The organism is Acidimicrobiales bacterium (assembly GCA_035316325.1).
Taxonomy (GTDB): Bacteria; Actinomycetota; Acidimicrobiia; order Acidimicrobiales; family VFJN01; genus DASXTK01.
The window spans coordinates 1-15,423 of record DATHJB010000062.1 but is presented as its reverse complement, the minus strand read 5'-3'; the positions used below and the strand labels follow the sequence as shown (position 1 = coordinate 15,423).

The 15,423-nt window shown below is 71.4% G+C and carries 15 protein-coding genes; 10 read left to right on the top strand and 5 right to left on the bottom strand.

Annotation, left to right across the window (positions count from 1 at the left end; genetic code table 11):
- Positions 1-165 precede the first annotated feature (165 nt).
- Genes VK611_08715 through VK611_08705 form a run of 3 tightly spaced genes read right to left on the bottom strand, consistent with a single transcriptional unit; the run spans position 166 to position 1,897 of the window.
- On the bottom strand, positions 166-564 hold the full coding sequence (locus tag VK611_08715; protein HMG41399.1) for a WhiB family transcriptional regulator: 399 nt from the start codon (positions 562-564) through the stop codon (positions 166-168).
- Complete coding sequence (locus VK611_08710) at positions 561-1,517, bottom strand: hypothetical protein (protein ID HMG41398.1); 957 nt, start codon at positions 1,515-1,517, stop codon at positions 561-563. Before VK611_08710 ends, VK611_08715 begins: the two co-directional genes overlap by 4 nt.
- On the bottom strand, positions 1,514-1,897 hold the full coding sequence (locus VK611_08705) for a hypothetical protein (protein ID HMG41397.1): 384 nt from the start codon (positions 1,895-1,897) through the stop codon (positions 1,514-1,516). Before VK611_08705 ends, VK611_08710 begins: the two co-directional genes overlap by 4 nt.
- Positions 1,898-2,371: 474 nt before the next feature.
- Here VK611_08705 and VK611_08700 point away from each other — a divergent pair, with 474 nt between their 5' ends.
- The 7 genes from VK611_08700 (at position 2,372) to VK611_08670 (ending at position 10,090) form a co-directional block, all read left to right on the top strand.
- Positions 2,372-3,235, top strand: a complete 864-nt coding sequence (locus tag VK611_08700; protein HMG41396.1) for a helix-turn-helix transcriptional regulator — start codon at positions 2,372-2,374, stop codon at positions 3,233-3,235.
- Complete coding sequence (locus VK611_08695; protein HMG41395.1) at positions 3,236-3,442, top strand: DUF397 domain-containing protein; 207 nt, start codon at positions 3,236-3,238, stop codon at positions 3,440-3,442.
- A gap of 351 nt (positions 3,443-3,793) precedes the next feature.
- A complete protein-coding gene (locus VK611_08690) occupies positions 3,794-4,702 on the top strand; it encodes a conjugal transfer protein (protein HMG41394.1) in 909 nt (302 codons plus the stop codon).
- 50 nt (positions 4,703-4,752) lie between these two features.
- Positions 4,753-5,037, top strand: a complete 285-nt coding sequence (locus tag VK611_08685; protein ID HMG41393.1) for a hypothetical protein — start codon at positions 4,753-4,755, stop codon at positions 5,035-5,037.
- 15 nt (positions 5,038-5,052) lie between these two features.
- Complete coding sequence (locus tag VK611_08680) at positions 5,053-5,484, top strand: hypothetical protein (protein HMG41392.1); 432 nt, start codon at positions 5,053-5,055, stop codon at positions 5,482-5,484.
- A complete protein-coding gene (locus VK611_08675; protein HMG41391.1) occupies positions 5,484-8,081 on the top strand; it encodes an ATP-binding protein in 2,598 nt (865 codons plus the stop codon). Before VK611_08680 ends, VK611_08675 begins: the two co-directional genes overlap by 1 nt.
- 29 nt (positions 8,082-8,110) lie before the next feature.
- The gene (locus VK611_08670; protein ID HMG41390.1) at positions 8,111-10,090 is read left to right on the top strand and encodes a hypothetical protein; all 1,980 of its coding nucleotides are present in this window, start codon (positions 8,111-8,113) and stop codon (positions 10,088-10,090) included.
- A 63-nt stretch (positions 10,091-10,153) separates the two neighbouring features.
- On the opposite strand, the gene VK611_08665 is transcribed toward VK611_08670, so the two are convergent.
- Positions 10,154-11,434 carry an MFS transporter gene (locus VK611_08665; protein ID HMG41389.1) on the bottom strand — a complete coding sequence of 427 codons (1,281 nt, stop codon included), beginning with the start codon at positions 11,432-11,434 and terminating at the stop codon, positions 10,154-10,156.
- Positions 11,435-11,681: 247 nt separating this feature from the next.
- Between VK611_08665 and VK611_08660 the strand changes: the two genes are divergently transcribed.
- The 3 genes from VK611_08660 to VK611_08650 are packed head-to-tail and all read left to right on the top strand — an operon-like array spanning position 11,682 to position 14,147.
- Positions 11,682-12,599, top strand: a complete 918-nt coding sequence (locus tag VK611_08660; GenBank protein ID HMG41388.1) for an ATP-binding cassette domain-containing protein — start codon at positions 11,682-11,684, stop codon at positions 12,597-12,599.
- Positions 12,599-13,378 (top strand): ABC-2 family transporter protein, encoded by a 780-nt coding sequence (locus tag VK611_08655; protein ID HMG41387.1) that lies wholly within the window; start codon positions 12,599-12,601, stop codon positions 13,376-13,378. The genes VK611_08660 and VK611_08655 overlap by 1 nt, the downstream gene beginning before the upstream one ends.
- Positions 13,371-14,147, top strand: coding sequence for an ABC-2 family transporter protein (locus tag VK611_08650; protein HMG41386.1), 777 nt, complete (start codon positions 13,371-13,373; stop codon positions 14,145-14,147). Before VK611_08655 ends, VK611_08650 begins: the two co-directional genes overlap by 8 nt.
- A 16-nt stretch (positions 14,148-14,163) precedes the next feature.
- Here VK611_08650 and lipA read toward each other — a convergent pair.
- On the bottom strand, positions 14,164-15,423 hold a 1,260-nt coding region (gene lipA, locus VK611_08645; GenBank protein HMG41385.1), incomplete at its 5' end, for a lipoyl synthase.

Here is a 15,423-nt window from a genome sequence, read left to right as displayed (position 1 = left end):
CATGGACCGGCACGAACCTGTCTGTTGCCGCCTCGCCGTGTCGCCTCACCTGTCGGGGTACTGGGGTACTCGGGGTACTCGGGTACGTCGAAGGACGTAGAAGAGGGCCCCGGGGACGGCGAGCCCGACCAGACGCGCCGTCCCCGGAACCGCAACCGGCACCTGCTATGCGGGCACCGCCTGCCGGAGCCTGGAGCCTCGTCTGCGACCGGTGCGCTTGGCTCGCTCTATGACCACCTCGACGTCGAGGCCGGCCACCTCGCTCAGCCGCTCCGGCGCCAGGCCGACCGACAGCAACCGGCGGATGTCCGCCGTGTTGGCCGGATCGGCCGGGGGCAGGACGGCGAGCCGTTGACGCAGCCGCCGCAGCCGGGCGCGTTCGGCCCGGTTGAGGCCGCCCCACACGCCGTGGTCCTCCTCGAGGCCGTAGTTGAGGCAGTCACCCCACACCGGGCAGCCGGAGCAGAACGCCTTGGCCCGGCGGGTGTCACCGCCGTCGGGAAAGAAGAGGTTGAGCCCGGCGCCTGCGCACCGTGCGTTGTCCTGCCAGGAAAGGCCCCTCATCGTGCACCTGCCACAACGCCGTGGACACACGGGGAGCCCGGTGTGTCGAGATGTCTATGGAGCTGGTGCCCACGGCACCGCGCTCGTACCAGTCCCGGCGCCAGCGCCAGGCAATCGGGTGCCGACCGGAGCCGGCGTTGCCAGTGGGCCGGCATGCCGGCGCCGCCGTCGCGCAGACCGAGGAGACCCGCCGCGGCCGCACCGACACCCGGCGTGGTGACCGCGGCGAGCGCGGGCATCACGTCGGCGATGCCACCGGGCTGGCTGAGCGCCCAGATCCCGGCGGTCAGCGCGTCGACCGGTCCCTCACCGCACAGTGGCGGTCCGGGTGGTCCCGACGATGCCGACGAGGACGCCGAGTACACCGAGGCCGCAGCCGCCGAGGACGTCGACGCCGTGGCCGCGGCAACCGCCGTGCAGTGACGTCGGCCGCCCCGTGTGGCGTTCTCGATGGCCGCGGACGCCGGGCGACCGGCGAACAACCCCGCCGCCAGCTCGACGTACGCCACGCAGTCGCCGAGCGAACGGCTCGGCACACCGGCGGCGTTGGCCAGCTCGAGGGTGTCGGCGATCAGCTCTCGGCTGTTCGACCGCACCACCGCCACGGCCAGCAGCCAGGCGGGGGTGGGCACACCCTCGTGCTTCTCGGCGACGTCGACCGGCACGCCGTGACCCCGCCGCAGCACGTAGCTGTCGGCGAGCTCGACGAGCGCCCGGGTGACGGGACCGTCGGCCGCATGGGGATAGAGGTAGGTCACCCCCGACACCCCTGAAGGCGATGCCGGCGACGACGGCCACTCCCGGCCGCTCAACAGCGAGGCGATGAAGGTCCTGTCGCCGTACGCCTGCTCCGCGAAGGTCTCGCCCCCGGCGACCCCCAGAAGGCCGCCTGCGGCCCTCGATGGTCCGTTCGGTGGCTGCCACTCCGAGGTGCGCAGCGTTGCGGCGCTCATCGCCCTGCTCCTGCCACGAGGCCCGACGTGCCCGCGACCTTGCGGGCCCGGTTGGCCTGCGCGTGTCGCCGGCTGACCAGCCGGTGCTCGACCTGCTCCATCCGGACGAGGAGGGACCGGGTCAGGTCGGCGAGTTGCACCGACACGATCCGGGCCTCGTTCTCGGCCCGGGCTGCGGACGCCTCGACGTCGCGCAACCTCCGGTCGATGCCCTCGACCTGATGGTCGTGTGCCGCCTGCCAGGAGACCACCTGCCCGTGCAGTCCCTCGAGGCGACGCTCTATCCCGCGGGTGCTGAAGTGACGCAGGCACCATCGCCCGACGATCGCTGTCGTCGTGACGAGGCCTACGCCGACGAGCACCGCGTTGACCGCGCTCATCGCCACGCCTCCGCTGTAGCCGCGGCCAACCTTGTGGTTGCCGCTCCTGCCGATTCCCCACCCTTGACCTTCTTGCCTGTCGCTCCGCAGAGCGAGAGGCCGGACGCTCTCAGTGTCAAGGTTTCCGCCGTTTCCGATTCCGCCAACTCCGCCTGTGAGGGCGATGTCCCCGACGTCTCGGACCGTCTACACATGGTGCTGGCCCTCCGTGGTTCTTCCGCAGCAGCTGCTACACGAAGAGCGGGATCACGGCCACCGAGCGTGGCAGCCATGGGCCGCGCAATTCCGCGAGCAACGACTACACCTCGTAACACCGCCTCGAAGGGAGCGTAGAGTACATCGAACCGTCATGCAAGAGTGCACCACGGAGATTTCCAGAACGCGTGCCGGCTGGTAAGGTGCGCGCCTGTCCTGCACGATGCACCGCTCTGGCGAGAGCGATGAAGAGACCGAGAAGAGAGGGAGTAGCGGGCAATGCCTCCCCTGAAGGAAACGTCACCACTCCGGCGCAAGCTGGGGATCGAGCTGCGACTCCTCCGGGAGGCCGCCAAGCTCACCGCCGACGAGGCGGCGGCCGCGCTGGAGACCTCGGCGTCGACCATCAGCCGCAGCGAGACCGGCAAGGTCAACGTCCACCCCCGCGACGTCGACGCCATGCTGCGCCTCTACGGCCTCAACGACGACCGCAAGCGCGAGGCCCTCGTCGCCATCGCCCGCAAGTCGCGCGAGCGCGGCTGGTGGCACGAGTTCCGCACCGTCGTCAGCACGGACCTCGCCAACTACATGAGCATCGAGTACGGCGCGAGCTCGATCCGCATCTTCCAGACGCTCCTCGTCCCCGGGCTCCTACAGACGAAGGAGTACACGCGGTCGGTGGCCACCGCCGTCTTCCGCGACTCGGACTCGCCCGAGGCCGTCGAGCAGCTGATGGAGATCCGGCTACGCCGCCAGGAGATGCTGCTCCACAAGCCCGAGCCCGTGCCGCTGCACGTCGTGCTGGACGAGTCGGTGCTGCACCGCCCCATCGGCGGACCGGGCATCATGCGCAACCAGCTGGTGCGGATGCTCGAGCTGGCGCACAGCGAGGCCGTCCGCCTGCAGATCCTCCCCTACAACGCGGGCGCCCACGTGGGGTTGTACGGACCGTTCACCCTGTTCGGGTTCGCCGAACCGATGGATCTGGACATCGTTCACGTCGAGAACCACGTGAATTTTATTTTGGTCGATGACGAAGAAGACATCCGCCACTACGAGATAGTGTTCCAGCGAGTGCAGGAATCTGCACTCCCAGAGGCCCAATCGTTGGCCCTGGTCCAAGAGATAGCGGAAGGGCTGTAGATGTCGCAGCATCATGACAGCGCCGCCACTTGGCGCACCAGTACCTATAGCGACGGAATGCAGTGCGTGGAACTCGCCGCCGTCGACGGCGATGTCGCCGTTCGTGACTCGAAGGATCCGGCTGGTCCGGTCCTCCACTTCACACGCGGTGAGATGTTGGCCTTCCTCCAGGGAGCGAAGGCCGGCGAGTTCGACGACCTGATCTGACCCTTCGGGGTCGGATAGTCAACCCAAATACACCACCCGCTGGCGAGTACGGGCCGACCCAGCGGGTGGCCTTTCGCGTTATGGGGACTTTACGGCGTTCGGGCGCTCGGGCCCGCGCGAACGGTAGTCGTACCGCTTGACAGGGTGCGCAAACTGTCCCCTACGAGACAGATGGTCACAGGCGGGCACCCCCGAGGCTTGTCACCGGATCTCACGTCGAGCTGTCGAATAGACCGCAGTCCGCGCACTTATGGGTCACAAGGCCTCCGAGCGTTCGGCGTGCAGCAACGGTGCTGAACCCGAGAGGTGGACCGCGAGGGCCACGAACGGAGGGCGCCGCGAGGAGGGCACGTGGCAAACACCAGGACCATCCCCGAGACGGGGCGCCGGCTGGGGCGCTCACGTCAGCTACGGCGACTTCCGGTATCGGACGTCGCGGTAGCCCGGGGCAGCGCCGCTCTCCTCTGGGTGCTGGTCCTCCTGGCGGGCCTCGGCGGCCTGGCCGCGTGGCTGCGGCCGACGTCGTCGAGCGAGCCCTCCCCCACGGTCGCGTCCGACCCCGACGGGGTCACCGGCAACGCCGTGGTGGTCGCCGGCGGCTTCGCCGAGCGCTACGTCACCGCCTACCTCGAGGCCGGCAAGGAGGGCGAGAAGCTCACGTCCTTCCTCGGCTACACGCCCGAGCTGCCCCTCAACGCCCAGGCCACCGAGCTGTCGGCGCCGGTGCGGTCGGTCGACATCACCAAGGCCGGCGACGACTACTGGGCGGTGGTCGTCGCCGTCGGCTGGCCGGGCCAGGAGCGCTTCTGGCAGGTCGCGGTCGACATGCGCGACGGGCCGGCGAACGCCGTCGGCCTCCCCGCCGCCGTGGCCGCGCCGGCCGCACCCGAGCGCAGCTCGCTCGACGTCAGCATGGGCCAGCCGGCGCTCGACGACCCGATGGTCGAGTCGGCCACGAGCTTCCTCGGCGCCTACCTGTGCGGCCAGGAGGGACTGTCCCGCTACCTCAGCCCCGGCCTGGCGCTGGCGCCCGCCGAACCCAAGGTGTGCAGCTCAGCGGAGGTGATCCGCTGGGGCGTGGTCGACGGCGACGACGACAACACCAAGACCGTGACGCTCGACGCCCTGCTCGACGGCGATGCCGCCGCCGACGACAGTGCCACCAGCGCCCGGGTCGCCACCTACACGCTGCTGCTGACCAGCCGAGACGGCCGCTGGGAGATCTCCGAGCTGCTGCCGGCGCCACCGCTCGACGACTGACCACCGCCGCTACATCCGCCACACCCGCCGCAAGGAACAGGAGACAGATAGTGATCGACTGGATTTCCGGGAAGATCCTGGAAGTGACCGCACTCGTGCGCGGGGCATCCGTGCTCGGGGCGATCGTCATGGTGGCTTTCGCGTACTACAAGGCGCGTTCGCTGGTCGCCGTGCTGGTCGCGGCGCTCACCGCCGGGGTGTTCCTGTGGTCCATCAGCAACCTCGACTGGTGGGAAGACAAGGTCGAAGAGGAGTCCGACACCATGGGCCGCCTCGGTGTCACCGTCGAGACGTTCGAGCTGGTGCAACCCGCCGGCGCAACGATCGTCCTCTGAACCGCACCGCCGCACATGCCCACCGAGAAGCGCGTCCCTGACGACGACCTCGTGCTGGAGTGCCGCGTGTACACGCACGCGCGCCGGCACCCGATCATCATCGGCAACATCCAGGGCCTGCGCATCCCGCCGGTCACCCCGGCGCAGCTGCTGGTGGGCGTGGGTGCCCTCGTGGTGCTCGTGGCCACGCAACCGCTGTGGGCGCACTTCGGCAGCGTCATCAACGGGCTGGCGATGATCACGATCCCGCTCGGGCTGGCGTTCGCCGCCCGGGCGCTGCGGGTCGAGGGGCGGGCGCCGTGGCGCTACGCGCTCGGCTGGTTCAACATGGTGGCGGCTCCGAAGGGCGGCAAGCGCCTGGGCAAGGCCGACCGCACCTGGACGATGCCCCGGCACTACACCCAGCGCACCTGGGTCGCCGAGCTCACCACCCCGGGAGAGAGATAGTGCGACCTCCCGCGGCGGCGGTGATCGGCAACCTCATCTGGTCGCGCTCGGGGCGGGTGTGGGCCGTGTGGCGCGTCAAGGAGAGCCCGTACCGGTGGCTGCCCACGCGGCGGAAGCTGGCCGAGCACAGCCGGGTGCGCACGATGCTGGCGGGGCTGCCCGGCGAGTCGATGGTGCTGTCGGTGGCGGCCCGCATCGACCCGGGTGAGGTCGCCGACGCCATGATCAACGGCATCGACCTGCCCCAGCACCCCGGTTGGGTCGACGCGGTCGACGCCACGCTCGACCGGCTGGAGGCCGCCGAGCTCTACCGCCGCCGCCACTACCTCTGTGTGCAGCTCCCCCACCGCTCCGGGCGGTTGCAGTGGGGCAACCTGTGGCGCTCGGCGTCGTCGTCGGTGATGGCCGCGTGGGGGCAGGCGCCGCCGCCGGTGCCGTCCCGCGAGATCACCGCCGCCATCCGCCAGGCCGACGAGCTTGAGGCCCAGCTCGGCGCCGTGCAGCTGGAGGCGGTCACCGCGGGCGAGGTCCGCTGGCTCTACGCCCGCAGCGCCCGCCGCGGCCTGGCGTCGGAGCCGCCGCTGGCCGGCTGGACCGAGCCCCGTCTGCGCTGGGTGGCCCGGCGCGGCGAGCACGTGGTCACGTCGCCGTCGCTGGCGCCGCTGCTCGACGGCCGCTACCAGGAGGGCGGCGACGGCGACGACGAGGACCGCCCGCTCCACCGCCGCTACCTCAAGGTCACCACCGACGAGGGCATCTCCTACCAGACGTTCGCCGCGGTCGCCGACGCACCCCAGCGGTTCGCCTTCCCCGGCGGGCTGTCGGAGTGGCTGTTCGTGGCCGACCAGCTGCCCTTCCCGGTCGACTGGTGCTGCCGCATCCGGGCCGTGCCCAACGCCGCGGCCACCAGAGCCGCCACCCGCCAGTCGCGCGAGCTGATGGGCCAGATCCCCGAGTACCAGCACGAGCCGGCCGGTCCTCCGCCGTCGCTGGCGTCGGCCCTCGACGCCGTCGACGACGAGCGCGCCATGCTGGCCGCCAACCCGTCCGACCCCGAGCTGCAGGTCGCCATGGTGTTCTCCACCTGGGCCACCACGCTGGTCGAGCTGGAGCACCGGGCCAAGACGCTGCAGCGGGTCTACAAGGGCGCCGAGTACCACCTGCCCCGACCCACCGGCGGCCAGCTGTCGATGTTCGAGGCGCTGCTGCCGGGCTCCACCACGCCGCAGCCCTGCCACGACTACCGCCAGTACCTGCTGCCCCGCGACCTCGCCGCCGGCATGCCGTTCGCCGGCTCGGCCATCGGCGACACCGGCGGAATGCTGCTCGGCGCCTCCCGCGACGCCGGCTGCCTGCGACCCGTGCTGCTCGACCCCGCGTCGGGCCCCAAGCACGACCGCGACGGTTCGGTCGCCGCCTTCGGCACGCTCGGCTCGGGCAAGAGCTACCTGGCCAAGCGCCTCGCCGCCACCGTGCTGATGCGGGGCGGGAAGATGATCCTGATCGACCGCACCCAGGCCGGCGAGTACGTGCGCTTCGCCGCCACGATGGCCGAGGTCGGCATCCGCTCGCAGGTCGTCACCGTGAACGACGGCGGCGGCCTGCTGCTCGACCCGCTGCGGGTGTTCACCCCCGAGGCCGCCCGCCAGGTGGCGCTGGGCTACCTGGGGCTGGTGTGCGGGCTCGACCCGACCGGCCTCGAGTCGGCGGCGCTCGACCGCGCGGTCGGCAACGTCGCCCGCCCCGGCGGCCGCCTCCACGACGTGCTCGACGAGCTGGAGCGACTGGCCGACACCGGCCCCGAGTTCCGCCACGGCCGCGAGCTGTCGCTGCGGCTGCGGGCCATCTCCAACAACCGCTTCGGTGCCCCGGCCTGGGCGGACGGGCCCAGCATCGACACGTCGGTCGACTGCACGGTGATCCACCTGCCCAACCTGGCCGTGCCCCGGCGCGAGGTGCTGCTGTCGGAGCACCTGTCGCGCAAGCTGCTGCCCGAGCAGGTGTGCTCGCTGGGGCTGCTGTACCTGGTGGCGGCGCTGGCCCGCGGGATCATCTTCGACGAGCAGGGGCGCTTCGCCGCGCTGTGCATGGACGAGGCCTGGGCCCTGACGTCGACGCTGCCGGGCCAGCAGCTGCTGGAGGAGGTGCTGCGCGACGGCCGCAAGCACAACGCCGCCTGCTGGGTGTTCTCGCAGAACCCCGACGACCTGCCCCACGAGCTGCGCGACCTCATCAGCAACCGCTTCGTGTTCGGGCTCAACGGCGACGCCGCGTCGTCCGGGCTGAGCTGGCTGGGCGTCGATCCCTCCCGGGAGAACGTCGACACCCTGGAGCAGTGGGCGGTGCGCCGGGAGGTCGTCAGCGGGCCCGACGGCGACTACGTGCCGCACGAGCCGCCGGAGTGCCTGATGCGCGACGGCTCCGGTCGGGTTGGCCGCATCCAGGTGCTCGACGCCGAGACCGAGGTGCTGCGGATCGGCTTCGAGTCGAACCCGACGCGCCTGGCCAAACGGGCCGCCGACCTGGAGGCCGGGACCGACCAGCTCGAGGCCGGCTCGCCCCCGCCGCTGCCGCTCGGGGCCGGGGTCAAGCGTTGAAGGCCGCCGTCGTCCGTGGGCTGAGAACCATGCGGGGCAAGCGGGCGCGGCGGATCGTGCTCGGGTTCGTCTTCGTGATGCTGGTGGTCGGGGCGTTCGGGACCATGGATCCGCCCCGGGTGGAGGCGGCACCGGAGCAGAACGCGCCCGCGGGGTGTCCGGGGGGACCGTCGGGGCCGGCGGTGCCGGGGACGCGGTGTCCGGACGGGTCGATCGCGGGGCAGCCGGCGGCCGGGTGTCGCGGAGGTCCGCCGGGGCCTGCCTATCCCGGCACGGTGTGTCCTGACGGGACCATCCCGGTGCCGGCCGGGGGGCCGACCGGGTGCCAGTTCGGGCCGTCCGGGAACCCGCAGCCGGGGACGACCTGTCCCGACGGGAGCGCGCCACGGGATCGGCAGGCCGACCGGGAGCTGCGCAACATCTTCGGCATCGAGGAGGGCGACCAACACCCGCTGACGGCGTACGACATCGGCTGCGACGAGGGCTCCTGGAACGCCTTCCTGCGCAAGATGTGGTGCGCCGCCCAGGCCTTCCCGTTCTCGATCGGCAAGTGGTTCATCGGCATCGGCATCGAGCTGCTGGCCTGGGCGCTGGAGTTCCGCATCGCCGACACGCTCACGCCGGTCGCCGCCATGCTCTCCCGCGTCTACAACACCAGCCTGGTCGGGCCGCTCAACATCGACGAGCTGGCGTGGACCGTGGCGCTGTTCGTCGGCGGCTGGAACCTCATGAAAGCCCGGTTCGCCGAGGGCGCGCGCGACATCTTCCTCACGTTCATCATCGCCATCTTCGGCGGCTTCGTGCTCGCCAACCCCGAGGGCTACCTGGAGGGGTCGATCACGCTGGCGCAGAACAGCTCGGGCGCGGTGCTCGAGGCGGTCGACGGCGCGATGAGCTCCTCGCCCGCGCAGGACTCCACGGCCGTGCGCGAGCGGCTGGGCGGCGTGCTGCGGCGGTCGTTCGTGGGCGAGCCGTACGACCTCATCAACTGGGGCGCCCCGCTCACCGGCGAGTGCGCCGCGGCCCGCGACGAGATCCTGGCCGGCGGCCCGTGGGGCGACGACGACCAGCCCCGCGAGATCATGCGGGCCCGGGGCTGCGAGACCGCCGCCGACTACAACGCCAACCCCACCGACGAGCGCGCGGCCGCGTCGCTCACCGTGGCGGTGGCGTCGGTGATGATCACGGTCCTGATGGTGATGATGGCGCTGGCGGTGTTCGTCGCCCAGATCACCCTGGTGGCGTTGTTCTCCGGGGCCAGCGTGGTGTGGGCCCTCGCCCTGTTCCCCGGCAACCGCGCCGTGCTGTGGTGGTGGATCAGCAAGCTCATCTGGGCCGTCCTGGTGACGTTCGCGTCGATGTTCCTGCTGTCGTGGGCCACGATCACGGTCACGGCGGTGCTCGACGCCACGACCGACCTGTCGATCGTGCAGCGCTGCCTGATCGCCATCGTGATCGTGGGCGTCGCCTACAAGTTCCGGTCGTCGATCGACACGGCCATCGACGGCACCGCCAAGGGCTTCGCCCAGAAGATGCGCCGCAGCTCCGCCCCGATCAGCCAGACCCCCACCGGTGCGGGGTTCATGATCGGCACCGCCGCCTCGGTCCCGAAGAACCCCTACGTGGTGCCGCCGGCCCCACCGGCCGGCGAGCCCGGAGCCCTCAGCGTGAGCCCCGCGCAGGCCACCGGGGTGCTGGCGGCCGCGACGGCGGGGGGCGTCGCCTACGCCAACCGCACCCAACGGATCGCGACCCAGAGCCTCGCGGCCGGACGGGGCGCGGTGCGGGGCACGCAGACCCTCGGTGGCACCGCCGCCCGCACCACCCGGACGATCGTGGGTGCGCCGCGGTCGGCGCGCTCGGCGGTGACCGAGCGGTCGGCCTCGGTGCGTACGCAGTTGGCCCGCGCCCGCGCGGGTGCGCGGGCGGCACGCAACCCGCTGGGCGCGGCGCGCGCGGCGCGTGGCGCCTCCGAGCGGGCGGCTCGCGACACCACCGACTGGCTGTAGGACACGCCCTAACCCGCTTCTGTCGGCCCGGGGCACGCGGCGATCTCATTCGACCCGGAGTGCTCAGCTCGTCGGCGACGGCGACGTGCCGGTCGACCAGGGCCCGAGGATCGCCGTGGCGAACGGGACGAAGAGGGCGATCCCGATAGCGAGCGCACCCGAGGCGACGAGGATCGTGGTCCGGGGCGTCAGCGCGCTACCGAGCACACCCGCGAGGCCCGCACCCAGCGGGAGCGCCCCGGAGACGAACAGTCGATAGCCGGCATTGACCCGGCCCTGGAGCCCGTTGGGAGTGACGGCCTGCCGGAGCGACGTGGCGTGCACGTTGAAGAGCCCGGTGGCGAAGCCGTGGACGAAGAAGGCGACGCCCAGCACCCATTGCACCGTGTCGCCGCTCGGGATGGGCACGAACGCGAGGGCAGCCGCCCCGGTCGGCAACGAAACCACGAGAGCCTTGCCCGTCCCGAGCCGTCGCCCGACGCGTCCGGCTGCGACGGACCCGAGCGTTCCCCCGATGCCAACGGCCGCCAGGAGCAATCCGATGGCTGACGCCGTCAGGGACAGCGACTGGGTGGCGTAGACGAGGAAGATGATGAAGATCGGTAGACCGAAGGCATTGAACCAGGTGCTCGCGAGCAGCAGGAGGCGCAGCTGCGGGTGTGTGAAGCAGAACCGCACCCCTTCCCACCCGCTCGGCAGCAACGACCGAGGAGCCGCATCACGCGGGGGGACGATCTCGTTCGTGGTTATGCGACCCAGCGCCGCAAACGAGAACAGGTACGACAGGACATCGGCCACTATCGCCCCCGGCGCGGTCAGCAGCTGAACCAATACACCACCCAAAGCGGGTCCCGCTGCATCAGCGATGGAGATCGAGGCGCCGACTCTTCCGTTCGCGTCGACGAGATCCTCGGAGCTGACGAGACGAGGAAGGTAGGTGAGCACGGCGACGTCGAACACGCACGTGAGCGCGCTGACGGCCAACCCGACCCCGTAGAGCAAGGGCATCGTCACCGATGCCAGGACGTAGGCCAGCGGGATCGTCAGGAGCAGTAGAGCGCGCGCCACGTTCGCCCAGATCATGATGGGTAGGACCGTTCGAGTGTCCACCCACGCGCCGACGAAGGGCGTCAGGGCAATGGCACCGACGGTTGTCGCGACCCCCAGAAGGCCGATCTCCGACGTCGATGCATCGGCCGTGTGGATCGCCGTGAGCGGTAAGGCCAGAAAGGTCACCTGCGAGCCGATCGACGACACCGACTCTCCGAGCCAGTACTTCCTGAAGTCCGATCGACGACCTATCAGCGTGCGGCCGACGCCGTCCCGGCCGTCAGTCGATCCCATCCATCCTCCTGGCCCACAGGTACGCCGGTCGGGCCACGACTGGGCGAGGCAAAGTCCATCCCTCTCGACGCCGATCGTTCTCGGGGAGAGCGTTAGCGACGGCCGCTAGCGAGCTGCTAGCGAGCCGTTAGCGCCCTGAGCGGCAGCGCAGGGCGACATCCCACAGCTATGTGTTCTCGCTGAAACCTGTAGGTGCGGTGAGGCTCGAGTGCGTCACTCTGGGCGGGTGGCGATCGAGGTTCGAGGGTTGACGAAGACGTTCGTGACGGGGCGTCGGCGGGCGCGGCGGACGATCGAGGCCGTGCGCGACATCTCGTTCTCGGTCGAGCCCGGCGAGCGGGTGGCGTACATCGGCCCGAACGGGGCTGGCAAGAGCACGTCGATCAAGGTGCTCACCGGCATCCTCCACGCCACGTCGGGCGAGGTGCAGGTGCTCGGCCTCGTGCCCTGGCGCGACCGGCGCCGGCTCACCCGGCGGATCGGCACGCTGTTCGGCCAGCGGTCGCAGCTGTGGTTCGAGCTGACGCCCCTGCAGTCGTTCCGCCTGCTGGCCGCCATCCACCGGATCGAGCGGGCCGAGGCCCAGGCCCGGGTGGCCGAGCTGGCCGAGCTGCTCGACGCCGGCGACCTGTTCGACCAGCCGATCCGCAGCCTGTCACTGGGCCAGCGGATGCGCTGCGAGCTGGCCGCCTGCATGTTGCACCGGCCGGAGATCCTGTTCCTCGACGAGCCCACGATCGGGCTCGATCTGCTGGCCAAGCAGCTGTTCCGCGACCTGCTGGTGCGGCTCAACCACGAGCGCGGCACCACCATCTTCCTCACCTCGCACGACGTCGCCGACGTGGAGCACGTCGCCCGGCGGGTGGTGATCGTCAACCACGGCTCGATCATCTACGACGACGCCGTCGCCACCCTGCGGCGCACCCTGCTGGCCACCAAGCTGATCGAGGTCGGGCTGTCGTCGGCCGTCGACATCCCCGCGCTCGACGGCGTCACCGTGCTCGAGCACACGGCCACGGCGGCCCGGCTGGCGGTCGACACCGCCCGGCGCTCGGTACGCGACGTGCTCGACGTCCTCCTCGACACCTGGCCCGTCGCCGACATCTCGGTGGTCGACCCGCCGCTGGAGGACGTGATCGCCGAGATCTACGGAGCTCCCCGGTGATGCCTCCCTGGGTGGGCGTGGCCGTGCGGACGGGGGCCCGGCGCGTCCTGGCCGAGCCGAGCGCCCTGCTGATGCAGGTGTTCTTCTACCTGCTCGTCACCGGGGCGGTGACGTCGCTGTGGCGGGTGGCGGTCGAGGCGAACGGCGGGACGGTGGCCGGCTACGACGCCCGCGCGCTCACCTGGTACCTCGCCCTGTCGGAGGGTGCGTACCTGGCGGTGCACAGCCGCATCATCGAGGAGATCGGCGACGACGTGGCCGGCGGCACGGTCGCCTCCGAGATGCTGCGCCCGGCCCCGGTCGTGGGGGTGCGCCTGGCGACGGAGCTGGGGAAGGCGTTGCCGCGGTTGGCCGTGAACTGTGGCGCCGGCGTGCTGCTCTGCCTGCTGACCGTGGGCGCGCCGCCGTCGACGGCGGGCCTCCTGCTGGCCGTGCCGGCGATGCTGCTGGCCGGCGCCTGCAACCTGGCGGCCATGCACGGCGTGGCGGCGCTGACGTTCTGGCTGCGCGACGCCCGCACGTCGTGGTTCCTCTACCAGAAGCTGATCTTCATCTTCGGCGGCATGCTGCTGCCGCTGCAGGTGCTGCCGCCCTGGTTGCACGACGTCGCGGTGCGCCTGCCGTTCATGACGATGACGTACGTGCCGGCCCGGCTGGCGTCCGGCCACGTCGAGCCCGAACTGCTGCTGGTGCAGCTCGGCTGGCTGGCGGTCCTCGCCGCGTTCGCCACGTCGGCCTTCGCCGGTGGCGAGCGCCGCCTGCAAGCGGTGGGTGGTTGACGTGCGGGCGATCGCCGCGACCAGCCGGGGTGCGTTCGCCGAGTCGGTCGCCAACCCGAAGGCCTTCTGGGCGCAGGTGGCGGCGATGATGATCAACGACCTCGGCTGGATGGCGTTCTGGGTGCTGTTCTTCGACGAGGTCGGCGAGGTGCGGGGCTGGGACGGCGAGCGGGCGCTGCTCCTGCTGGCGGTGTTCGCCACCTCGGCGGGGTTGGTGCTGGGGCTGTTCACCAACGCCCGGCACATCGGTCGCATGGCGGCCGACGGCGAGCTCGACGCCGCCCTGGCGCTGCCGGTGCCGCCGCTCACCTACCTCCTCGTGCGGAGGATCAGCCCGGTCAACCTGGGCGACGTCCTGTTCGGGATCGTGCTCTTCGCCGTCTCGGGGCGGCCCGACGCCGGCCGGGTCGGCATCTTCGTGGTCGGCGTGGCGGCATCCGCGGGGCTGCTGCTGGGCTTCCTGGTGGTGACGGGGTCGCTGGGCTTCTTCGTCGGGCACGGCGAGACCGGCGACCTCGGCTTCAACGCCATCCTGCTGCTGGCCAACTACCCGGCCGACTTCTTCGGCGGCCCCACCAAGCTGGTGCTCTACACCGTGATCCCGGCGGCGTTCGTCACCGCGGTGCCGGCCACGCTGATCGACGAGTTCGACTGGGCTCAGGCCGCCCTGCTGCTCGCCGCGTCCGCCACCTTCCTCGTCGCCGCCTGGGCGACCTTCACCCTCGGTCTGCGCCGCTACTCGTCGGGCTCGGTCTGGACCCAGGCCTGACCCGTTCTGTCTTCGCTCAGCCGGGAATAGCCGGCTCAGCGAAGACAGATGGTGTGGCGTCGGCCGCGGCCTGGCGGGCGTGGTAGCTGGACCTCGTCAACGGGCTCGACTCGACGTGGGGGATGCCCAGGGCCTCGCCGAACCGGGCGTAGGCCTCGAACTGGGCGGGCTCGACCCAGCGGGCCACCGGGAGGTGGGCGCTGGTGGGCCGCAGGTACTGGCCGATGGTGACGATGTCGACGCCGACGGCGTGCAGGTCGGCCAGGGCGGCGAGCACCTCGCTGTCGGTCTCGCCCATGCCCACGATCAGACCCGACTTGGTGGTCAGCCCCGCCTCCTTGCCCCGGGCCAGCACCGACAGGCTGCGGGCGTAGCCGGCCGACGGTCGCACCACCCGCTGCAGCCGGGCGACCGTCTCGAGGTTGTGGTTCAGCACGTCGGGGCGGGCGCGGAAGACGGTGGCGAGCGACTCGTCGTCGCCCTTGCAGTCGGGGATCAGCACCTCGACCTGCGTGCCGGGCGTGCGTCGCCGGATCGCCCGGATGGTGTCGGCGAAGGCCCCCGCGCCCCCGTCGGCCAGGTCGTCACGGGCCACGGCGGTGACCACGGCGAAGGCCAGGCCCATCTGCTCGACCGCCACGGCCACCTTCTCGGGCTCGCCGGCGTCGAGCGGCTCGGGGTGGCGGGTGTCGACCAGGCAGAACCCGCAGGCCCGGGTGCAGCGCTCGCCGTTGATCATGAAGGTGGCGGTGCCGTCGGCCCAGCACTCGAAGATGTTGGGGCAGCCGGCCTCCTCGCACACCGTGACCAGCCCCAGGTCGCGCATGGTGTGCTTGAGCTTCGTGTAGCCGGGGCCGGTCTTCAGCTCCGACCGCAGCCACTGCGGCTTCCGGGCGGCGATCTGGAGCCCCTCGGTGACCCCGGCCTTGGCCATGCGGGTGCGCAGCTGGACGGACACACCCGCCGTGGGGGCATCGGCCGGCGGCGTCAGGGGGACGACCTCCAGCGTGGCCGTGGCGAACGAGACGTCCTGGCGCTCGACGTCGCCCTCGCCCCACAGGGCCGCGGCCCGGGCGGTGACGGCGTCGACGACCTCGGCCATCGTCACGCGGAGGCCCTCGTCGGCCAGCGACGTGACGGCCTTGTCGGGGATGCCGCAGGGGACGATGTGACCCCAGTAGGCCATGTCGGGAGCGACGTTGAGGGCGAAGCCGTGCATCGACCGCCCCCGCACCAGCCGCACGCCGATGGCGCAGATCTTGCGCGGGTTCTCGCC

What these genes read in the sequence shown, in the direction of transcription:
- VK611_08715 (HMG41399.1), bottom strand. Translation starts at nt 564, where the DNA reads ATGAGGGGCCTTTCCTGGCAGGACAACGCACGGTGCGCAGGCGCCGGG.
- VK611_08710 (HMG41398.1), bottom strand. Translation starts at nt 1,517, where the DNA reads ATGAGCGCCGCAACGCTGCGCACCTCGGAGTGGCAGCCACCGAACGGA.
- VK611_08705 (HMG41397.1), bottom strand. Translation starts at nt 1,897, where the DNA reads ATGAGCGCGGTCAACGCGGTGCTCGTCGGCGTAGGCCTCGTCACGACG.
- VK611_08700 (HMG41396.1), top strand. Translation starts at nt 2,372, where the DNA reads ATGCCTCCCCTGAAGGAAACGTCACCACTCCGGCGCAAGCTGGGGATC.
- VK611_08695 (HMG41395.1), top strand. Translation starts at nt 3,236, where the DNA reads ATGTCGCAGCATCATGACAGCGCCGCCACTTGGCGCACCAGTACCTAT.
- VK611_08680 (HMG41392.1), top strand. Translation starts at nt 5,053, where the DNA reads ATGCCCACCGAGAAGCGCGTCCCTGACGACGACCTCGTGCTGGAGTGC.
- VK611_08670 (HMG41390.1), top strand. Translation starts at nt 8,111, where the DNA reads ATGCGGGGCAAGCGGGCGCGGCGGATCGTGCTCGGGTTCGTCTTCGTG.
- VK611_08665 (HMG41389.1), bottom strand. Translation starts at nt 11,434, where the DNA reads ATGGGATCGACTGACGGCCGGGACGGCGTCGGCCGCACGCTGATAGGT.
- VK611_08655 (HMG41387.1), top strand. Translation starts at nt 12,599, where the DNA reads ATGCCTCCCTGGGTGGGCGTGGCCGTGCGGACGGGGGCCCGGCGCGTC.